Annotated in this window: 16 protein-coding genes and 1 other RNA gene; 5 read left to right on the top strand and 12 right to left on the bottom strand. The window is 43.2% G+C overall.

Annotated features, from left to right (window positions below; translation table 11 throughout):
• Nucleotides 1-792 precede the first annotated feature (792 nt).
• The 3 genes from hisC to prfB form a co-directional block, all read right to left on the bottom strand.
• On the bottom strand, nt 793-1,860 hold the full coding sequence (gene hisC / locus ACO05V_RS07845) for a histidinol-phosphate transaminase (RefSeq protein WP_421849310.1): 1,068 nt from the start codon (nt 1,858-1,860) through the stop codon (nt 793-795).
• 121 nt (nt 1,861-1,981) lie between these two features.
• Complete coding sequence (gene lysS, locus ACO05V_RS07840; RefSeq protein ID WP_421849307.1) at nt 1,982-3,484, bottom strand: lysine--tRNA ligase; 1,503 nt, start codon at nt 3,482-3,484, stop codon at nt 1,982-1,984.
• 46 nt (nt 3,485-3,530) lie between these two features.
• A protein-coding gene (gene prfB, locus ACO05V_RS07835) for a peptide chain release factor 2 (protein ID WP_421849304.1) occupies nt 3,531-4,626 on the bottom strand; the annotation gives its coding sequence in 2 pieces (ribosomal slippage) (nt 3,531-4,553 and nt 4,555-4,626; 1,095 coding nt in all).
• A gap of 146 nt (nt 4,627-4,772) precedes the next feature.
• On the opposite strand from prfB, the gene ACO05V_RS07830 reads away from it, so the two are divergent.
• The 3 genes from ACO05V_RS07830 (at nt 4,773) to ACO05V_RS07820 (ending at nt 5,977) form a co-directional block, all read left to right on the top strand.
• Nucleotides 4,773-5,072, top strand: coding sequence for a cell division protein ZapA (locus ACO05V_RS07830; protein ID WP_421849301.1), 300 nt, complete (start codon nt 4,773-4,775; stop codon nt 5,070-5,072).
• Between the two features lie 129 nt (nt 5,073-5,201).
• A non-coding RNA gene (gene ssrS, locus ACO05V_RS07825) (6S RNA) lies at nt 5,202-5,379 on the top strand.
• Between the two features lie 4 nt (nt 5,380-5,383).
• Nucleotides 5,384-5,977, top strand: coding sequence for a 5-formyltetrahydrofolate cyclo-ligase (locus ACO05V_RS07820; RefSeq protein ID WP_421849298.1), 594 nt, complete (start codon nt 5,384-5,386; stop codon nt 5,975-5,977).
• A 14-nt stretch (nt 5,978-5,991) separates the two neighbouring features.
• Here the strand turns inward: ACO05V_RS07820 and traF (ACO05V_RS07815) are convergent, their stop codons facing one another.
• The 9 genes from traF (ACO05V_RS07815) to astE all read right to left on the bottom strand — a co-directional run bounded on the left by traF (ACO05V_RS07815) (nt 5,992) and on the right by astE (nt 14,728).
• On the bottom strand, nt 5,992-7,356 hold the full coding sequence (gene traF / locus ACO05V_RS07815; RefSeq protein ID WP_421849295.1) for a conjugal transfer protein TraF: 1,365 nt from the start codon (nt 7,354-7,356) through the stop codon (nt 5,992-5,994).
• Nucleotides 7,357-7,462: 106 nt separating this feature from the next.
• Nucleotides 7,463-7,699, bottom strand: a complete 237-nt coding sequence (locus ACO05V_RS07810) for a hypothetical protein (RefSeq protein ID WP_421849292.1) — start codon at nt 7,697-7,699, stop codon at nt 7,463-7,465.
• Nucleotides 7,665-8,888: a conjugal transfer protein TraF gene (gene traF, locus ACO05V_RS07805; RefSeq protein ID WP_421849289.1), complete on the bottom strand. Its 1,224-nt coding sequence runs from the start codon at nt 8,886-8,888 to the stop codon at nt 7,665-7,667. Before traF (ACO05V_RS07805) ends, ACO05V_RS07810 begins: the two co-directional genes overlap by 35 nt.
• A gap of 285 nt (nt 8,889-9,173) precedes the next feature.
• Nucleotides 9,174-9,992: a 3-deoxy-manno-octulosonate cytidylyltransferase gene (gene kdsB, locus ACO05V_RS07800; RefSeq protein WP_421849286.1), complete on the bottom strand. Its 819-nt coding sequence runs from the start codon at nt 9,990-9,992 to the stop codon at nt 9,174-9,176.
• Nucleotides 9,992-10,573 (bottom strand): KdsC family phosphatase, encoded by a 582-nt coding sequence (locus ACO05V_RS07795; protein WP_421849283.1) that lies wholly within the window; start codon nt 10,571-10,573, stop codon nt 9,992-9,994. Before ACO05V_RS07795 ends, kdsB begins: the two co-directional genes overlap by 1 nt.
• Nucleotides 10,574-10,576: 3 nt before the next feature.
• Nucleotides 10,577-11,443 (bottom strand): 3-deoxy-8-phosphooctulonate synthase, encoded by an 867-nt coding sequence (gene kdsA / locus ACO05V_RS07790; protein WP_421849279.1) that lies wholly within the window; start codon nt 11,441-11,443, stop codon nt 10,577-10,579.
• 74 nt (nt 11,444-11,517) lie between these two features.
• Entirely contained in the window at nt 11,518-12,504 is a 987-nt protein-coding gene (locus ACO05V_RS07785; protein ID WP_421849276.1) for a KpsF/GutQ family sugar-phosphate isomerase, read from the bottom strand.
• Nucleotides 12,505-12,619: 115 nt separating this feature from the next.
• On the bottom strand, nt 12,620-13,612 hold the full coding sequence (znuA, locus tag ACO05V_RS07780) for a zinc ABC transporter substrate-binding protein ZnuA (RefSeq protein ID WP_421849273.1): 993 nt from the start codon (nt 13,610-13,612) through the stop codon (nt 12,620-12,622).
• A 99-nt stretch (nt 13,613-13,711) separates the two neighbouring features.
• Nucleotides 13,712-14,728: a succinylglutamate desuccinylase gene (astE, locus tag ACO05V_RS07775; protein WP_421849270.1), complete on the bottom strand. Its 1,017-nt coding sequence runs from the start codon at nt 14,726-14,728 to the stop codon at nt 13,712-13,714.
• Nucleotides 14,729-14,980: 252 nt separating this feature from the next.
• On the opposite strand from astE, the gene ACO05V_RS07770 reads away from it, so the two are divergent.
• Complete coding sequence (locus tag ACO05V_RS07770) at nt 14,981-15,517, top strand: NUDIX hydrolase (RefSeq protein ID WP_421849267.1); 537 nt, start codon at nt 14,981-14,983, stop codon at nt 15,515-15,517.
• Nucleotides 15,474-16,286 (top strand): DUF2927 domain-containing protein, encoded by an 813-nt coding sequence (locus tag ACO05V_RS07765; RefSeq protein ID WP_421849264.1) that lies wholly within the window; start codon nt 15,474-15,476, stop codon nt 16,284-16,286. The genes ACO05V_RS07770 and ACO05V_RS07765 overlap by 44 nt, the downstream gene beginning before the upstream one ends.
• The last annotated feature ends 56 nt before the right edge of the window (nt 16,287-16,342 follow it).

Raw genomic sequence — 16,342 nt, 5'->3', positions numbered from 1 at the left:
AAATCAGTCAGTTCGACGAAACGAAGTTGCGCGACGGTAAGGCGTTTCAGAGTCAGTTAAAACTGACCTTTCGTCTACTCTCAAAGCTAATCTATGCCTTACAGTATAAAGCGTACCGACAAATTAAGATGTATAAAATGTCGATCACACGCTTGGGCTGAAAGTCCGATAAGAGACCTTTTGGTTACTTTTTCGGATCTGGGCAAAAGTTACCCGCTCAGCAGAGCGGAATAAAAGCTCCCCCATAAAAGCTAATGAGAAATCTCCAAACACATCCGCTGGGGTCAAAGCCCTTTTCGATTAAATGCATCACACAGTTAAACGTTATCAGGTCGAAAAGATATTCGCCCCCTAAGCATAAAAAAGGGAAAAGTTACTGTTGGACTAAAGTCCAACCTACAAATCAGCTTCGACGCGACGAAGTTGCGCGACGGTAAGGCGTTTCAGAGTCAGTTAAAACTGACCTTTCTTCTACTCTCAAAGCTAATCTATGCCTTACAGCATAAAGCGTACTGGCAAAGTAAGTTGTATAAAATGTCGATCACACGCTTGGGCTGAAAGTCCGATGAAAGATCTTTTGGTTACTTTTGTATCGTTTGACAAAAGTTACCCGCTCAGCAGAGCGGAATAAAAGCCAATGAGAAGCTTCAAACAGCACAAACACAACCACCGGGGTCAAAGCCCTTTTCGGTTAAATACATCACACAGTTAAACGTTATCAGGTCGAAAAGGTGTTCGACCCCTAAGCATAAAAAAAGGCCACAAACTGTGGCCTTTTCAAAGCAAAAAAACTTATTTTAAAAGCTTTTCTAAAGCGGCTGTCAGTGCGGCCATCTCGTCATCAGTACCGATCGTAATGCGTAAGTAGTTTCCAATGCGCGCTTTGTTGCTGCCAAAGAAGCGAACAAGGATGCCTTGTTCTTTTAGAGCAAGGTAGATTTGTTCAGCGTCTTTGTTTGGGTGTGTCGCGAATACAAAGTTGGTTGCGGATGGGACGATGTTGAATCCCAATGCTTCGAGGTCTTTGACGGATTGCTCGCGTGTGGCGATGGTTTTCCCGCAAATTTCTTCTAGGTACGCTTGGTCTTCCACGGCGGCAGTGGCGCCAGCCAGTGCAACGCGGTCAACTGGGTAGGAGTTGAAGGAGTTCTTCAAGCGCTCTAGCCCTTCGATCAAGTCTGGATGGCCTAGTGCATAGCCCACTCGAATCCCTGCCAAGGCGCGAGATTTAGACAAGGTATGTACGACCAATAGGTTTGGGTATTGGTTGATCAAGGTCGTTGCACTTTGCGCTCCAAAGTCCACATAAGCTTCGTCCACCAGCACAACCACATCTGGATTCGCTTTTAAGATGGCTTCGATGTCTGACAAAGGTAGCGCTTTGCCTGTTGGTGCGTTTGGATTGGTTACCACTACACCGGATACATCTAGGTTGTTGTAATCCGCTGGGATGATGTCGAAATCATCGCTCAATGGAATCAGTTTTGGTTCAATACCGTATAAGCCAGCGTACACTTTATAGAAGCTATAAGTGATGTCGGCAAATGCCAACGGCTTGCCACCAGCAAAGTACCCCATGAAGGCCAGTGCTAAGACTTCGTCCGAGCCGTTACCAACGAAGACTTGGTTAGCATCTAGCTGGTAATTTTTTGCCAAGGCATTTTTCAGCGTTATGCAGTTTGGATCTGGATAGAGACGTAAACGCTCACTGACCTGCTCTTCCATAGCGAATAGCGCTTTTGGTGAAGGCGAGTATGGGCTTTCGTTGGTGTTTAGCTTGATGTACTTTTTGTCTTGCGGTTGCTCACCTGGTACGTAAGGGTCAAGAGAAGCAATTTTATCTGTCCAAAAACGACTCATGGAGTACTCCATTATTTTTCAGCAAAGGTAGAAAGTGCAAAAGAGTTCAAACCAAAAAAGGCCTCTTTTATGAGGCCTTTTTATTTATCTATTCAGTATTGTTTCGATACGTGGCCTGGGATTAGTCCTGAGGCTTCATATGTGGGAACAACAATACATCGCGGATAGAAGGCGCATCCGTGAACAACATCACCAAACGGTCAATACCGATACCTTCACCAGCGGTTGGTGGTAGGCCGTATTCTAGGGCGTTGATGTAGTCTGCATCGTAATGCATGGCTTCGTCATCACCGGCGTCTTTTTCTGCCACTTGACGTTTGAAACGTTCCGCTTGGTCTTCAGAGTCGTTAAGCTCCGAGAAGCCATTGGCGATTTCACGACCACCCACGAAGAATTCAAAGCGGTCTGTAATGAAGTCATTGTCATCGTTACGACGTGCCAATGGGGATACTTCCGCAGGGTATTCCGTGATAAAAGTCGGTTGATCCAATTTGTGCTCAGCGGTTTCTTCGAAGATTTCTGTCCAAAGTTTGCCTAGACCCCAGATTGGTTTCACGTCGATTTTTAGTTTCTTCGCAACGGCTGTGGCGCTTTCTAATGTTTCTAGATCGGCTGCAGTCAATTCTGGGTTGTAGTGAAGGATAGACTCAAGCATGGTCATGCGAACAAACGGCGCACCGAAATCGTATTCAGAACCTTGGTAAGTCACGGTCGTTGTACCAAGCACTTTTTCAGCCACAGTACGCAGCATGTCTTCCGTCAGATCCATCAAATCTTTGTAATCAGCATACGCTTGGTAGAATTCGATCATGGTGAATTCTGGATTGTGGCGAGTTGAGGTACCTTCGTTACGGAAGTTACGGTTGATCTCGAACACACGTTCAAAGCCCCCCACAACCAAACGCTTCAAATAAAGCTCAGGCGCGATACGCAAGTACATGCTCATGTCCATGGCATTGTGATGGGTAACAAATGGACGAGCCGTTGCACCACCAGGGATGGTTTGCAGCATAGGCGTTTCCACTTCCATGAAACGACGATCTTCTAGAAAGCGACGAATCGTGGAGATGATTTTATAACGCATTTGAAACGTCTCACGAGACTCTTCGTTTACGATCAAATCCACATAGCGTTGACGGTAACGCATTTCCATATCAGACAAACCATGGTGTTTGTCTGGCAATGGACGAAGCGATTTAGTCAACAATTGCGCTTCTTGCATATCGATGTACAAGTCGCCTTTACCTGATTTGTGAACAGGGCCAGAAACACCAATAATATCGCCCAAATCCCATGTTTTTTGTTCTGCCAATAATTCAGGGCTTAGTGCTTTACGGTTAACGTAGGCTTGAATTTGACCCGTCATGTCTTGCAGCAACATGAAGGCACCACGGTTACGAACAATACGACCCGCGATGCTAACCTTATGGTCTTTTTCTTCTAAGTCCGCTTTTTCGATCTCACCAAATTCAGCTTGAAGGTCGGCGGCATAGGCATCACGACGGAAAGAGTTTGGAAAGGCATTACGCTGCTCACGAATGGCCGCCAATTTAGCGCGACGTTCTGCAACTAAGCGGTTGTCATCGGATGGTGCTGTAGATTCTGTAGTGTTTTCGTTAGCCATGGTTTGCTATTGCTCTTTTTTAAAGTTTAAAAATGGGTTCTGGCGCTTACAAGCCTTGTTTTAAGCTCGCGACGATAAATTGGTCTAGATTGCCATCCAGAACCGCACCGGTGTTAGAGGTTTCTACTCCGGTACGCAAATCTTTAATGCGCGATGCATCCAGTACGTAGGAGCGGATCTGGCTGCCCCAACCGATATCGGATTTACTGTCTTCCACCGCTTGCGCCGCTTCCGTTCGTTTCATCATTTCAAATTCGTACAATTTGGCACGAAGTTGTTTCATGGCAAAATCGCGGTTAGCGTGTTGCGAACGCTGGTTCTGACACTGTACAACGATACCCGTTGGTTCGTGGGTAATACGCACCGCCGAGTCGGTGGTGTTTACGTGCTGACCACCTGCACCGGATGAACGGTAGGTATCAGTCCGAATGTCTGCTGGATTAATCTCAATCTCGACGTTGTCGTCTATCTCAGGTGAAACAAACACAGAAGCAAACGAGGTATGACGACGGTTACCCGAATCGAACGGCGATTTACGCACCAAGCGGTGCACGCCCGTTTCAGTACGAAGCCAACCAAAGGCGTATTCTCCTTCAAAACGAATCGTCGCGGATTTGATTCCGGCCACATCGCCTGCGGAGACCTCCATCAATTCCACTTTGAAGCCTTTGTCTTCGCCCCAGCGAAGGTACATGCGCAATAGGATGTTCGCCCAATCCTGAGCTTCGGTACCACCAGAGCCAGATTGAATGTCCAAGAAAGCGCTGCTCTCGTCCATTTCTTTAGAGAACATACGACGGAACTCTAGCTTAGCTAATAAAGCTTCTAGTTCTTCCAGTTCGGATTGCACTGCGTCGACGGATTCTTCATCGTCTTCGTCTACGGCAAGCTCCAAAAGTTCTTTGGCGTCTCCTATGCCGCTTTCCATGCTATCAATAGTTTCCACGACGGCTTCAAGCGCGGCACGTTCTTTACCGAGCTTTTGAGCGTAGTCTGGATCGTTCCAAACGTTTGGATCTTCCAGTTCGCGGTTCACTTCTTCTAAACGTTCTTTCTTTGACTCGTAGTCAAAGATACCCCCGAAGGGTTAAAGTACGTGCTGAAAGGTCTTTTATCTTAGAAAGTATCGGGTTGATTTCCATAATTGCGTCAATTTGCTATAAACAGAGTGGATAAATGTGATTACGGAATTGTAACGAATTTAACCGCAGCATAAAATGCCATTCGCTACCCAATGATGGAAAAACAGACCATTTTATTGTGGGCCTTGCTATCAAATGGAGTCAATATGGATAAGCCAACCGTTTCAGTCGCCATACTGGGACAAAATTATAAGATAAATTGCCCTAAAGGGCATGAGGCAGATTTGAAAGAAGCTGCTGAGTATTTGAACAATCAGATGCGTGAAATCAAAGCCAGCGGTAAAATCGTAGGCTTAGAAAAAATAGCCGTACTGGCGGCATTGAATATTACTCACGATATGCTTAACAATCGAAAATACGCTCGTTCTAACGAGCAGCAGTTGCGAGAACTGACGTCGCAGCTTGATGCTGCTTTAACGCATGAAACAAAGTTGGTTAACGAATAAACATCCGTGGTTTATTTCTTGATCTACTTTTTTGATTGCAAGCGTAGAACACGAATTTTCTTCATACAACACAGAAAACGATTTGTGCTATTGAGTGATTTCTACAGTGAGTTACTTTATACTGAAATTCGTTTCCTGGGTTGTTCGAAGCGGCTTAACGCCCTTGAGCCTATGAGTAATACCCCGGAAAGAGCCTGCTGGTTTGGTGTGCATGTCCGTGCGTCGGAAAGCCTAAAGAGTCACAGTTCTTTCCACCTTGAACCACTGGGTTCAAGGCCAATAGCCGAAACGGCAACTTGGGAAACTCTTTTATGACCTCTCACCTCGACCCTAGACAAACACTGCGTCGTCAATTACGTCAAACAAGAAGAAGCTTATCCGAAGATGAGCAACTTAATGCGTCAATCGACTTGTTATCAAACTTCAAAGAACAGATTAACTCACTTGTCTCTCTCAAAGTAGACAGCGCCAAACGCATTGCTTTGTATCTCAGCAATGATGGTGAAATTTCTCCTCACTTATTATGCGAGTTTTTCTGGCAGCAAAATATCGAAACCTACCTCCCCGTTGTACAAGGCAAACAACTTACGTTTGCACGCTATAGCGCTGAGACAGTCTGGCAAGAGAATATTTTTGGCATCAAAGAACCTATGACGACAGAATACTTATCAGGCAATGAGCTAGATATTGTCTTGTTACCTTTGGTTGGATTCGATTCAAAAGGCGGGCGTCTTGGCATGGGAGGCGGCTTTTACGACAGAACCTTTGCCAACAAAAGAGCGGATGAAAAGCCGTTATTAATAGGTTTAGCACATGACTGCCAAGAAGTGAAAAATCTACCTGTAGAAGGCTGGGATGTGCCACTGCAGGCTATCGTTACACCGACAAAAGTAATATCGGTGTAACTTAGTTCTGAATATTAAAAAGCAAAACCATAACCTAACGAGAAGTAAATACTACGAGGTAAGCTCTCACCGCTGGCTTTTTCTAAACCATAAGCTATATCGAAATCAAGACGCCTAAAAAGCGTCGCCCCAATAGTCGCATAACTCAACTTACTTCCCACTTGATTTTTCCGATAACCAACTCGAATACCAGGGAGGTAAAGGTTATCGCTAAAATACGACAAGGAAACCGTTTTCCACTGATACTCATCTCCAACAGGGTCTGCTACAGAATTTACATCATAAGAGCCATTTAGAGACCAATTCTGATTTGTAGACATCAAAGCGGCATCCAATGTAAGTTGTGCTTTCATTTTATAGGTTTCTTTCAGCTCTAGTTTTCCCTTATTTGATAAGCGAACCGTGCTATTACAGCTAGACAATTCTGAACCTGATAAATTACTGCAATTACCCAACTCTTCAAAGTCGAACTCGGGTTCATTGATGCTAGTGACAGATGCACCTAGTTGATAGTTAGGCGCAGTCCAGATAGCCCCTAAGTCTAAACTGATTCCTGTCTGTGCATTTTCTCTATTCATTAGAAAATCACCAAAGGCATCTGTTCCACTGTCCTCTTTATTGGTCAAAAAAGACAATTTTTGCCCTAAAGCAATACTATGAAAATTTGCCTTCCCACCCAAAATAAGCGCACCACTTACAGGACGACCAACCGCTTGACTATAACCAACTCCAACACGAAAATCCGTTGCTCTTTTTAGGAATACAGCAGTATCAGATGACAACTCAACATCCTTGCCAGCTACTTTCGCCGAAATATCATCCGATAACACACCTACTCGACCAACAAAGGAAACATTAGAATCCAACATAAATGCACCGCGATTGTTGGTTTTATAGATAATAGGCATAAACGGAATCTGGACAGCTCCAGACAGTTTGATATAAGCCGTGTCACCAATATCACCCAAAATATTATTCGCCTGTGCAACCGCTCTAGAAACTTCAGTATTACCGTTAAGTAATGCGTTACTGATTTCAGCATTGGTTGAGCTCGTTGTTAACCCAAGATCAATAAGATCCTTAGCACTTAAGCCACTTAAGGACGAGCTATAATCTTTTTCAAGAATTTTTTCCAGCTGATCCACCTGATCTTTTAGGTCTTTTACATCGCCTATTTCATAACCCAAACTAAGCGGCCCTATAAATCCGGCACGAAAACTTTGGATATTTGTCATCAAATAAGGAGCAGCAGGGTTAGACAAAGATGTCATTAATGATTGCCTATTTGCATAGCTACCCAATACGGTAGTCGATCCAATAGGTGCAGAGGCTATTGAATTGGCACTAACAAACACTAAAAACAAAATCGAATACCGCATTAATCACTTATCCATATCAGTGAATTCATATATCTCAACAATTTACAAAAACAAAAAAGCCGAGAACCTATAAGGTTATCGGCTTTTTTTTCTAAATCTTTACTATTTAGAAGGCCGTATCATAGCCTATTGAGAAATAGGCACTGCGAGGAAGTTCATCACCGTCTTCGTCTTTAACTGTATCTAAAGCAACAGCAACATCTATATTTAAGCGCTTAACAATAGTTAGACCAAAAGTAGCATAACTTAATTCTGTACCAGCCATGTTCTGAGGGACACCTGCACGAAGACCCGGCAACCAATGCGAATCAGGATACAGAGGCAACGCCCCATTGGTACTCATCACCAACTGGGTCTTTTACAGAATTGACATCGTAAGAGCCAGCCAATGTCCACTGTCTATTTTTTGACGTAACGGCCGCATCAATTGTACTTTGCATTTCCATCGTGTAGTCATTTTTTACAGATAAACTTCCTGCCTTCTGTAATTTTGCTGCGGTTTTACAGCTTTCAGAGACTCCACAATTTTGCCCTAATGCCGCGCCATCAAAATCAGGCTCATTAATGTTCGCTAACGTCATACCAACTTGGTAGTAATCAGCAGACCATACGGCACCTAGATCAATACCAATACCTGTCGTGCTTACGCCATCTTCTTTAATAGCATCGGAAATCGCATCACCCGCATCAGCTTTATCGTCTGTTAATGCGACGAGAGCCCTTCCCATAGTAATTTTATGAACATTGGCTTTTGCACCACCAATAAGAACACCGTGTGAGTTTTTCCACATATCCTTACTGTAACCAAAGCCGATATTAAAATCAGTTGCTGCTTGGGTATAGAAGGAAGCCGTTGATTCGAATTTGTTGTCAGTGGTCTTATTCACTCTCCCTTCTATTAGGTTACCTTTCACCACAGCAGAAATACTAGAATCAATGGTAAATGCACCTTTATCCTTTGTCTTATAAATCACAGGCATAAAAGGGACTTGAGCACTAACCATCGCCTTGACATAGGCGGTTTGACTGACACCCACTAAGATATTGTTTGCTTCATCTACTGCCGCTTGAACTTTAGCTCCAATGACGTTATCAACTTTGGCTTGAAGATTTGCCTGCTCTTTCTTAAAAATGGCCTCTATTTGTTCTTGAGAAGTTGCACTATCAATTTGATTCTGCAAAGACTGAGAAATACCTAACTTACTAATATCTGTTTTAATAGATTCGATATCTGTTGCACTTAATCCATCAACAAGATCTTGTAATTTATCAACTCGATCCTGCAAGTCACTCACATCACCTAACTCCACGCCGACACTAATTGGGCCAACAATACCGAAACGAAAATTGTCTTCATCCTGCTCGTTTACCATTAAAAAAGGCGCAGCTGGATTACTAAGAGATGTTGATAAGGCTCTTTGATTAACAGAGCTACCAAGAGTAAAAGAAGAACCCGTGGGAAGATAAACAGGCGTGGCAGCTAGAGCTGCTGTACTTAACAAACTGCTGGAAACAAACAAGAGCTTTTTCATGGTTCTATCCTTTAGAAATCAAATTGACTGAACAATAAATACAAAATACTTATGACCATTGTAAACTAACTTTTTACACATTTCATACAATAAGAAGATATTTAAATAAGAAAAACCTAGAAACTGAGTTGAAAGTAGGATGGCTCTAAAAAAACCATCATAAACCTACTAAAAAATTACATAAAAAAGAGTGAAATGTGAAAAATGCGCAAATAAAGAGCAAAAAAAACGCTAAACCTTATTAAGATTTAGCGTTTTAAATGAATGCTTTTTTGAATGAAAAGACTAGATACTGGCCAAAGACAGCTGATGCCTAAGCTTTTCCAAATCTTCTGGTGTATCAACGCCATGAGTTGGTAAACCATCCGCCAGAGCTACTTGCACTTTAATCCCTTGATGTAAGAAGCGTAACTGTTCAAGTTTCTCCCAACGCTCTAATGGCGACATAGGCAAATCTGCGTATCGTGCCAGTAAGCTCGCACGATAAACATACAAACCAATATGACGAAGGGCGGAAAAACCTACTGGCAATAAACCTGTTCTTTCAGTATTACTGGCAAAGCCGTCTCTATCCCAAGGAATAGGCGAGCGACTAAAATACAGCGCGCGCTGCTTTTCATCACAAACTACTTTCACCACGTTAGGGTTAAAGAAATCTTCAACCTGATCAATCGCGCAAGCAACCGTCGCCATTTCGGCTTCTTTATCTTGGTTTAGCGCAATCACACTGGAATGAATCAAGTTCACTGGCAAAAAAGGTTCGTCGCCTTGCACGTTGACGACAATTTCATCACCCTGCCAACCCATTTTGGCGGCCACTTCAGCAAGACGCTCTGTACCATTTTCATGGTCATCGCGAGTCATCAATACCGAAGCACCGAAACTTAACGCCGCTTTTTCTATCAGCTGATGATCTGTGGCAATCGTTACAGATTGTGCGCCCGCTTTTAATGCCAATTCATAAACCCATTGCAGTACCGGCTTGCCACCCAAATCCGCCATTAATTTTTGCGGAAAGCGCTGAGAAGCGTAGCGAGCAGGAATCACTATGTGAAAATCAGGTAGCGTTGCAGTACCAGTCATTGTATTTAAAGAGTCAGTCATTATTTTTCAAACTCCGGCTTTTGAGCCAATTCATAAGCGTGTTCCAAGGACATACGAGAGGCTAACACCATGTCAGCGACTTCTCTTGCAACGCCTTCACCAGCGGCTTTGCTAAGTATAATCGGACAATAACGTTGCAATAAAACATGCGCATCAGCAGGACATAAGGCAACGCCGACCTTAGGCATAACTTGAAGGTCAATCACATCATCACCCACATAGGCGGCTTGGTCTGGTGTAATTCCTAAACGCTCGACCAACTCATCAAAGGCTTCGGCTTTGTTATGACAACCGGGATAAAAGTGTTCAACTTTTAGCTCTTTCATCCGCTGCCTTAAAGGTGCGGAGTCTTTTGCCGTAATAACCGCAACTTGAACGCCCCACTTTGGCAGCAACTTCATTGCCACGCCATCTTTTACATTGAAACGTTTTATGGATTCACCCTGCTCGGTATAAAGCAGACGGCCATCGGTTAATACACCGTCCACATCAAAAACCACCAGCCTCAAGGCTTGCAACTTGACTAGCAAACCTTGGCCATTATCAAGCGCAGGATAAGAAGAAAGAAAAGCGGTATCCATTCATTAAACACTCGTATCCAATACTTCAAATGTTTTAACCAATTCATCAAGCTGCTTCATTTGCTTTAGGAATGGAGCCAATTTGCCCAAAGACAAAGCACACGGACCATCGCATTTTGCATTGTCAGGATCTGGGTGGGTTTCTAAGAACAAGCTAGACAAACCAAGCGACATGCCCGCACGAGCCAACTCCGTCACTTGAGCACGACGACCATCCGCAGAATCTTCACGACCACCTGGACGCTGCAAAGAATGGGTTACGTCAAACATGACAGGAAAACCAAACTTTTTCATTTCACCGAAGCCAAGCATATCAACAACCAAGTTGTTGTAGCCCATCATGGTGCCACGCTCACAAAGCATAAGCAGATCATTTCCGGCCTCTTGGCATTTTGTCAGTATATGCTTCATTTCATGTGGCGCTAAAAACTGCGCTTTTTTAATGTTAATCACGGCGCCAGTTTTCGCCATCGCCACAACCAAATCTGTTTGACGAGACAAGAACGCCGGCAATTGAATCACATCCGCCACTTCAGCCACTGGTGCACATTGGTAAGCTTCATGCACGTCGGTAATCACTGGCACGCCAAAGGTGTCTTTGATCTCTTGCAGAATTTTTAGACCTTCTTCCATGCCTGGACCGCGGAAAGAATTGATAGACGAACGGTTCGCTTTATCAAAAGAACCTTTAAATACATAAGGAATACCAAGTGCTTCTGTCACTTTCATATGCTCTTCTGCGACACGCATTGCCAAGTCACGAGACTCCAATACGTTCACACCACTGAACAAAACAAAAGGAAGGTGGTTGGCCACTTCAATTTTGCTACCAATTTTAATAATTTTTGATTCTTGAGATGACTGCGTCATGAGAACTCCACTTTTAATCTAGGTTTGCTCACTCTAAACACGTCTAAAGCGGCGTACAATTCATTGAACCGTTTTTATCGGTCGTAAATTTCTAAAATGCCGGATAGTTTTTTCGCATCGTCCACAACGACCAGTAAGGTGATTTTATCACGCAGCATTTGCTCTTCGGCTTGCACTATCATCACATTTTCATTGATGGTTTTTGGGTTCGGTGTCATCAAGCTTGCCATGGTTTTATGTATCATGCCTTCGCTTTCTTTAAGCATGGCACGACGCAAATCACCATCGGTAAAGATACCCAACAGCTTACCCGCTTCTTGAATCAAGACTACACCCATTCTGCCATGAGTCATTACTGAAATAGCGTCTTTTAATGTGGTTTCTGGCGTGCAAACAGGAAGGTTTTCTTTGTGCATTAGGTCTTTAACTCGAGTTAACAGTTTACGACCTAAGCTGCCACCAGGGTGAAAGCGGGCAAAATCTTGCGGCTGGAAGTTACGGCATTCCATCAAAGCCACTGCCAATGCATCGCCCATGGCAGTTGTCATGGTCGTCGATGTGGTGGGCGCTAAATTATTTGGACAAGTTTCTTTATCGATGGAAAGGTCCAGTACGCAATCGCAATGCTTCGCCAAGGTAGAATCAATGTTTCCTACCATGGCAATACTTGGGTTTCCAAAGCTTTTTAGAGAAGGCAGTAAACGCATCAACTCTTCGGTTTCACCCGAAAAACTGATCAGCACTAAGACATCCTCAGGCTGGATCATACCTAAATCACCATGAAAGGCTTCACCCGGATGAAGAAAGAAACTCGGCGTGCCGGTTGACGCTAAAGTGGCAGCAATTTTTTTGCCTATTAAGCCAGACTTGCCCATACCACAAATAATCGTACGCCCTTTGCTGGCAAGAATCATTCGAACGGCTTTGGGGAATTCTTCGGTAACTTGGTTGGCTAAATTGACGAGAGATTGAGCTTGCGTTGATAAAGTACGTCGAGCACTTTCAATAAGGATATCGGAGTGGGTACTCGAACCAGCACTCAAATTAAATAGATCGCTCATAAAGCCTCGCTGCTCAATGTAATAATCGTAAAGTGGCATCATTATACAGAGGAGGAAGCGGGTCGCCTACCAAAGAGCAAGTTTTCATCACTTACTCTTGGTAGGTATTAAGGAATTAACCTAAGCAGCTAAGGAATTGACCACTCAAACTGTCTAAAAATGAGAAGTAAGCATTTGTACCCATCTTCACTTTGCTCCCTAATGGATCCAATGGTGCTGTTTTCACATCAGAACCTTCCAGCAAAGTTTTCACTATCGCAGGGCTAAATTGTGGCTCACTGAATACACACTGCACATTGTGCTCTTCAATTTCGTGACGGATTTCAGCGACTTTTTTCGCGCCAGGCTTACGCTCAGGGCTGACCGTAATTTCACCTGCATGGCTCAAGCCATAATGCTGTTCAAAATAGCTGTAACCATCATGAAAAACAATATAAGGCACTTTATTAACCTTATTCATTGCTTTGCGGATTTCAGCATCTTTCACACTCAAACCCTTTTCAAAAGAGGCTAAATTATCTTTGTAGTACTCAGCATTCGCGGAATCCAATAACACTAAACGAGCCGTCACTGCTTTTGCTAATACTCTGGCATTATCTGGCGATAACCAAACATGTGGATCTACACCATCATGATGGTGGCCTTCATGGCCGTGGTCGTCATGTGCTACATGATCATGGTCTTCGTGTGACTCGTGATCATGGTCTTCGTGTGACTCGTGGTCATGATCATCGTGTGCTTCGTGGTCATGATCATCATGATGATGCTCTTTAGCGAAGTTGTGCAATGCCATGCCATCCAGAGCAAGCCACTCAATTGACGACTCTTCTTTGCCTGCATTCTCAAGCGGTTTTTCCAAGAAGCTCTCTAGCGACTCGCCAACCCAAACAACAGTGTCAGCATTGATGATTTTTTTCAGATCCGAAGGACGCATAGCAAAATCATGGGGAGAGGCTGTACTGGATACAATCTGTTGAATCTCAGCTTTATCACCTGCAATAGCCGCAACAATCATAGAGACGGGTGAAATACTGGTCGCAATAACTGGCTTAGCCAATGCTAAAGGAGACAAAGCAGAAACGCCCAAGGCCAAAAGAAGTTTATTCATTATTCAATACCATTAAATTTATGTTATAACGTAACAGTACGATAATAAAAAAAGAGATTCAAGCGGTTTAACCTAAATCTCATTTCAATAATATATAACTCAGTCAAACTCTAAATCACCTATTATTGTTGGCCGCACTATTAAACCAGCGCGCTGTCCAATAGGCAGATTAGTATTAGGAAACACAATCGCATCCCCTGTTTGCTTAATGTAGTAATCACTTTTATCAGAATGAGTCATACAATAGCCCGCTTCAAACTGAGTAAAGTTTTTCACATCGTTGGCAATACTGAGTTCATAACTGTCATCGTCTTTCACCAAGCTATCCAATACGCGAAATATCTGCAAGCTATCCAAAGAAGATTGCGCCAAAGTCCCTTTCTCTAACAACAAAGTCAAACTTTTTTTAAGATCAGCAAAGCGAGACAAATCATTCTCGCCAAATGGGTATACTTTCCCAAGTTCGACCGTAAAAGCATGAGCACCATGCACAGCATAACTATAGTAAGAAAAAGTCGTTGTCGGTTGATGCGACAATAAAACAGCGTCAATCCCACTTGCCGCCAAAAACGCCAATTGCTCCTTGTTATAAATGCCATTTTCTACATAGGGATAAACGACAAATTTTTCATGTACAGAGCCACGAATAGCGGTGTGTAAATCGTAATGCAGCTTCATTTGATCCGCTTTATTTTCAGCAATCGAATAGAAATCACTAACCGCCTGTTCTAGGCGCTGCGCTCGCTGTGCTTCAAAGCCATCGTATTCTTGCCAAGCCCCATTAAATAATCGATTCAGGTTCACATCACAAAAACGCTTAGCCAAGTTGGCCGCCACAGGGTTGCCAATTAATACCAAGAGCCGAATTTTTAATGAGATCGTACCGTTTAGAATAGCGGTGACCATTTGATTGACTAGCTCTATCGGCCCTGTCTCATTACCATGTACGCCAACAGACAATACAAGACTAGTCGCACTAGATTGCTTAGGCTCAAGGCGTAAAATTCCTGCATCTTCAATAAAACCTACACCACTAGGAAAAGAGAATTGAAAAGGCACAATGCCATCTTGGTTTGCGAGTGTTAAGGCTAAAAAATCATTGTTCAAAATGGACATTTTCTTACCAACTTTCCCTATCAATTTCATTGTAAAATACAGACTAAAGTAATCACTCATCATACCGTTTTTCAGGCTATGAGCATCTTCAATCTTTTGGCTTATGCAAAAAACACAAAAACAGGTCGCTTTTTTTATACTCAGTTAACCTTTAATCGATTACTTTCTTTAACCATTAGAAAGCTTTTCTTTCAACACAAATGCCGATACCCTTTCGTTTTCTACCAGATTCACTTTTAAATAGAGTATTTTATGTCCGAAAATGACGAAGTCATTATCTTAGTCGACAAGAACAACAAGATAATTGGCGATGTACCACGACGCTTAATGAATTTTGGCAAGGATTATCATCGTGTCACTTATATTTTAGTGTTCAACAAGGCTGGAAATTTACTCATTCAAAAAAGAACTGACGATAAAGCGTTTTGCCCAAGCTTCTACGGCGTAACGACCGGTGGTGTCGTTGAAAAAGGTGAATCTTATATCGATTCGGCCCACAGAGAACTACAAGAAGAACTAGGCTTCGATGCACCACTTGAAAGCCAAGGCGTATTTTTTACCGAAGGCGAAGGATTCAAAATATGGGGCAAGATATTTACTTGCCAATATGATGCTGCGATACATGGTGAGCTGACATTGCAGCCTAAAGAAGTCGCTTCCATTCATGAAATGAGCATCGATAGCATACTTAATAACGCCGACAACATGCCATTTACCCCAGACTCGTTAAGTGCGTTACAGCATTATGCTGACAAACTTACTCAGCCTCAGATTAATGATCCGCTTTAGTCTTTTTTGGCTACTCACTTTTTTTATCTCCTCATTCGCCTTAGGTGAGGAACGCTGGCAAAATGATGCTTACATCCAAGACAGTTTTATTAAAATTGCTTTGGAGCGTGAGTACAAAGAAACCAAATACCCTAAATTAATCCGCTGGAACAAACCCATTAAACTGTTTTTTGAAAGCGACAGTGGTGACGCCAGCCTGCAAAAAGAACTGCTCAGTGTCCATGCCCAGCACCTTGCCTATATCACAGGGTTGTCTATCGACTTCACCAATGACCCTAAACAAGCCAATATTTTTGTTATCTTCACCACCTACGACAATATCGAAAACAAAGTCAGACAATATATTGGCGACCCAGAAAAAATCCGCACAGCGCTTAATGAAGCGATTTGTCTGGGCAATTTTAGTCGAAATGGCAAATACGAGATCACCAAGGGAAGCATCATCATTCCTGTCGATTATGCGCGCAGGAAGGCACGTTTTTTGGATTGCATCGTTGAAGAAATCACCCAGCTTCTGGGGCTACCGAATGATTCTAACGATGTCTTTCCATCGGTGTTTAACGATGTCAGCATAGATACCTATCTTAGCCCACTGGATTATTTGCTACTAAAAGCCCTCTACTCTTCTCATCTCAAGCCCGGAATGGATGTCGCACAAACCAAAGCCGCCTTCTCCAAGGTGTTAGCGGAGCTACACGCCAATAAAGACATTGAAAATGCCGCTCAACGGGTACAAAGATACAGCCTAAAGACCTATCTAGGTGACTGATTTTCCTTACAAACTATCGGTCAAATAGCCATTAACAAACCCTGCCATAGATCAAC

This window comes from Marinomonas sp., assembly GCF_965225885.1.
Taxonomy (GTDB): domain Bacteria; phylum Pseudomonadota; class Gammaproteobacteria; order Pseudomonadales; family Marinomonadaceae; genus Marinomonas.
Note: the sequence above shows the minus strand (reverse complement) of the source record. Positions and strands in the feature narration are given on the sequence as shown.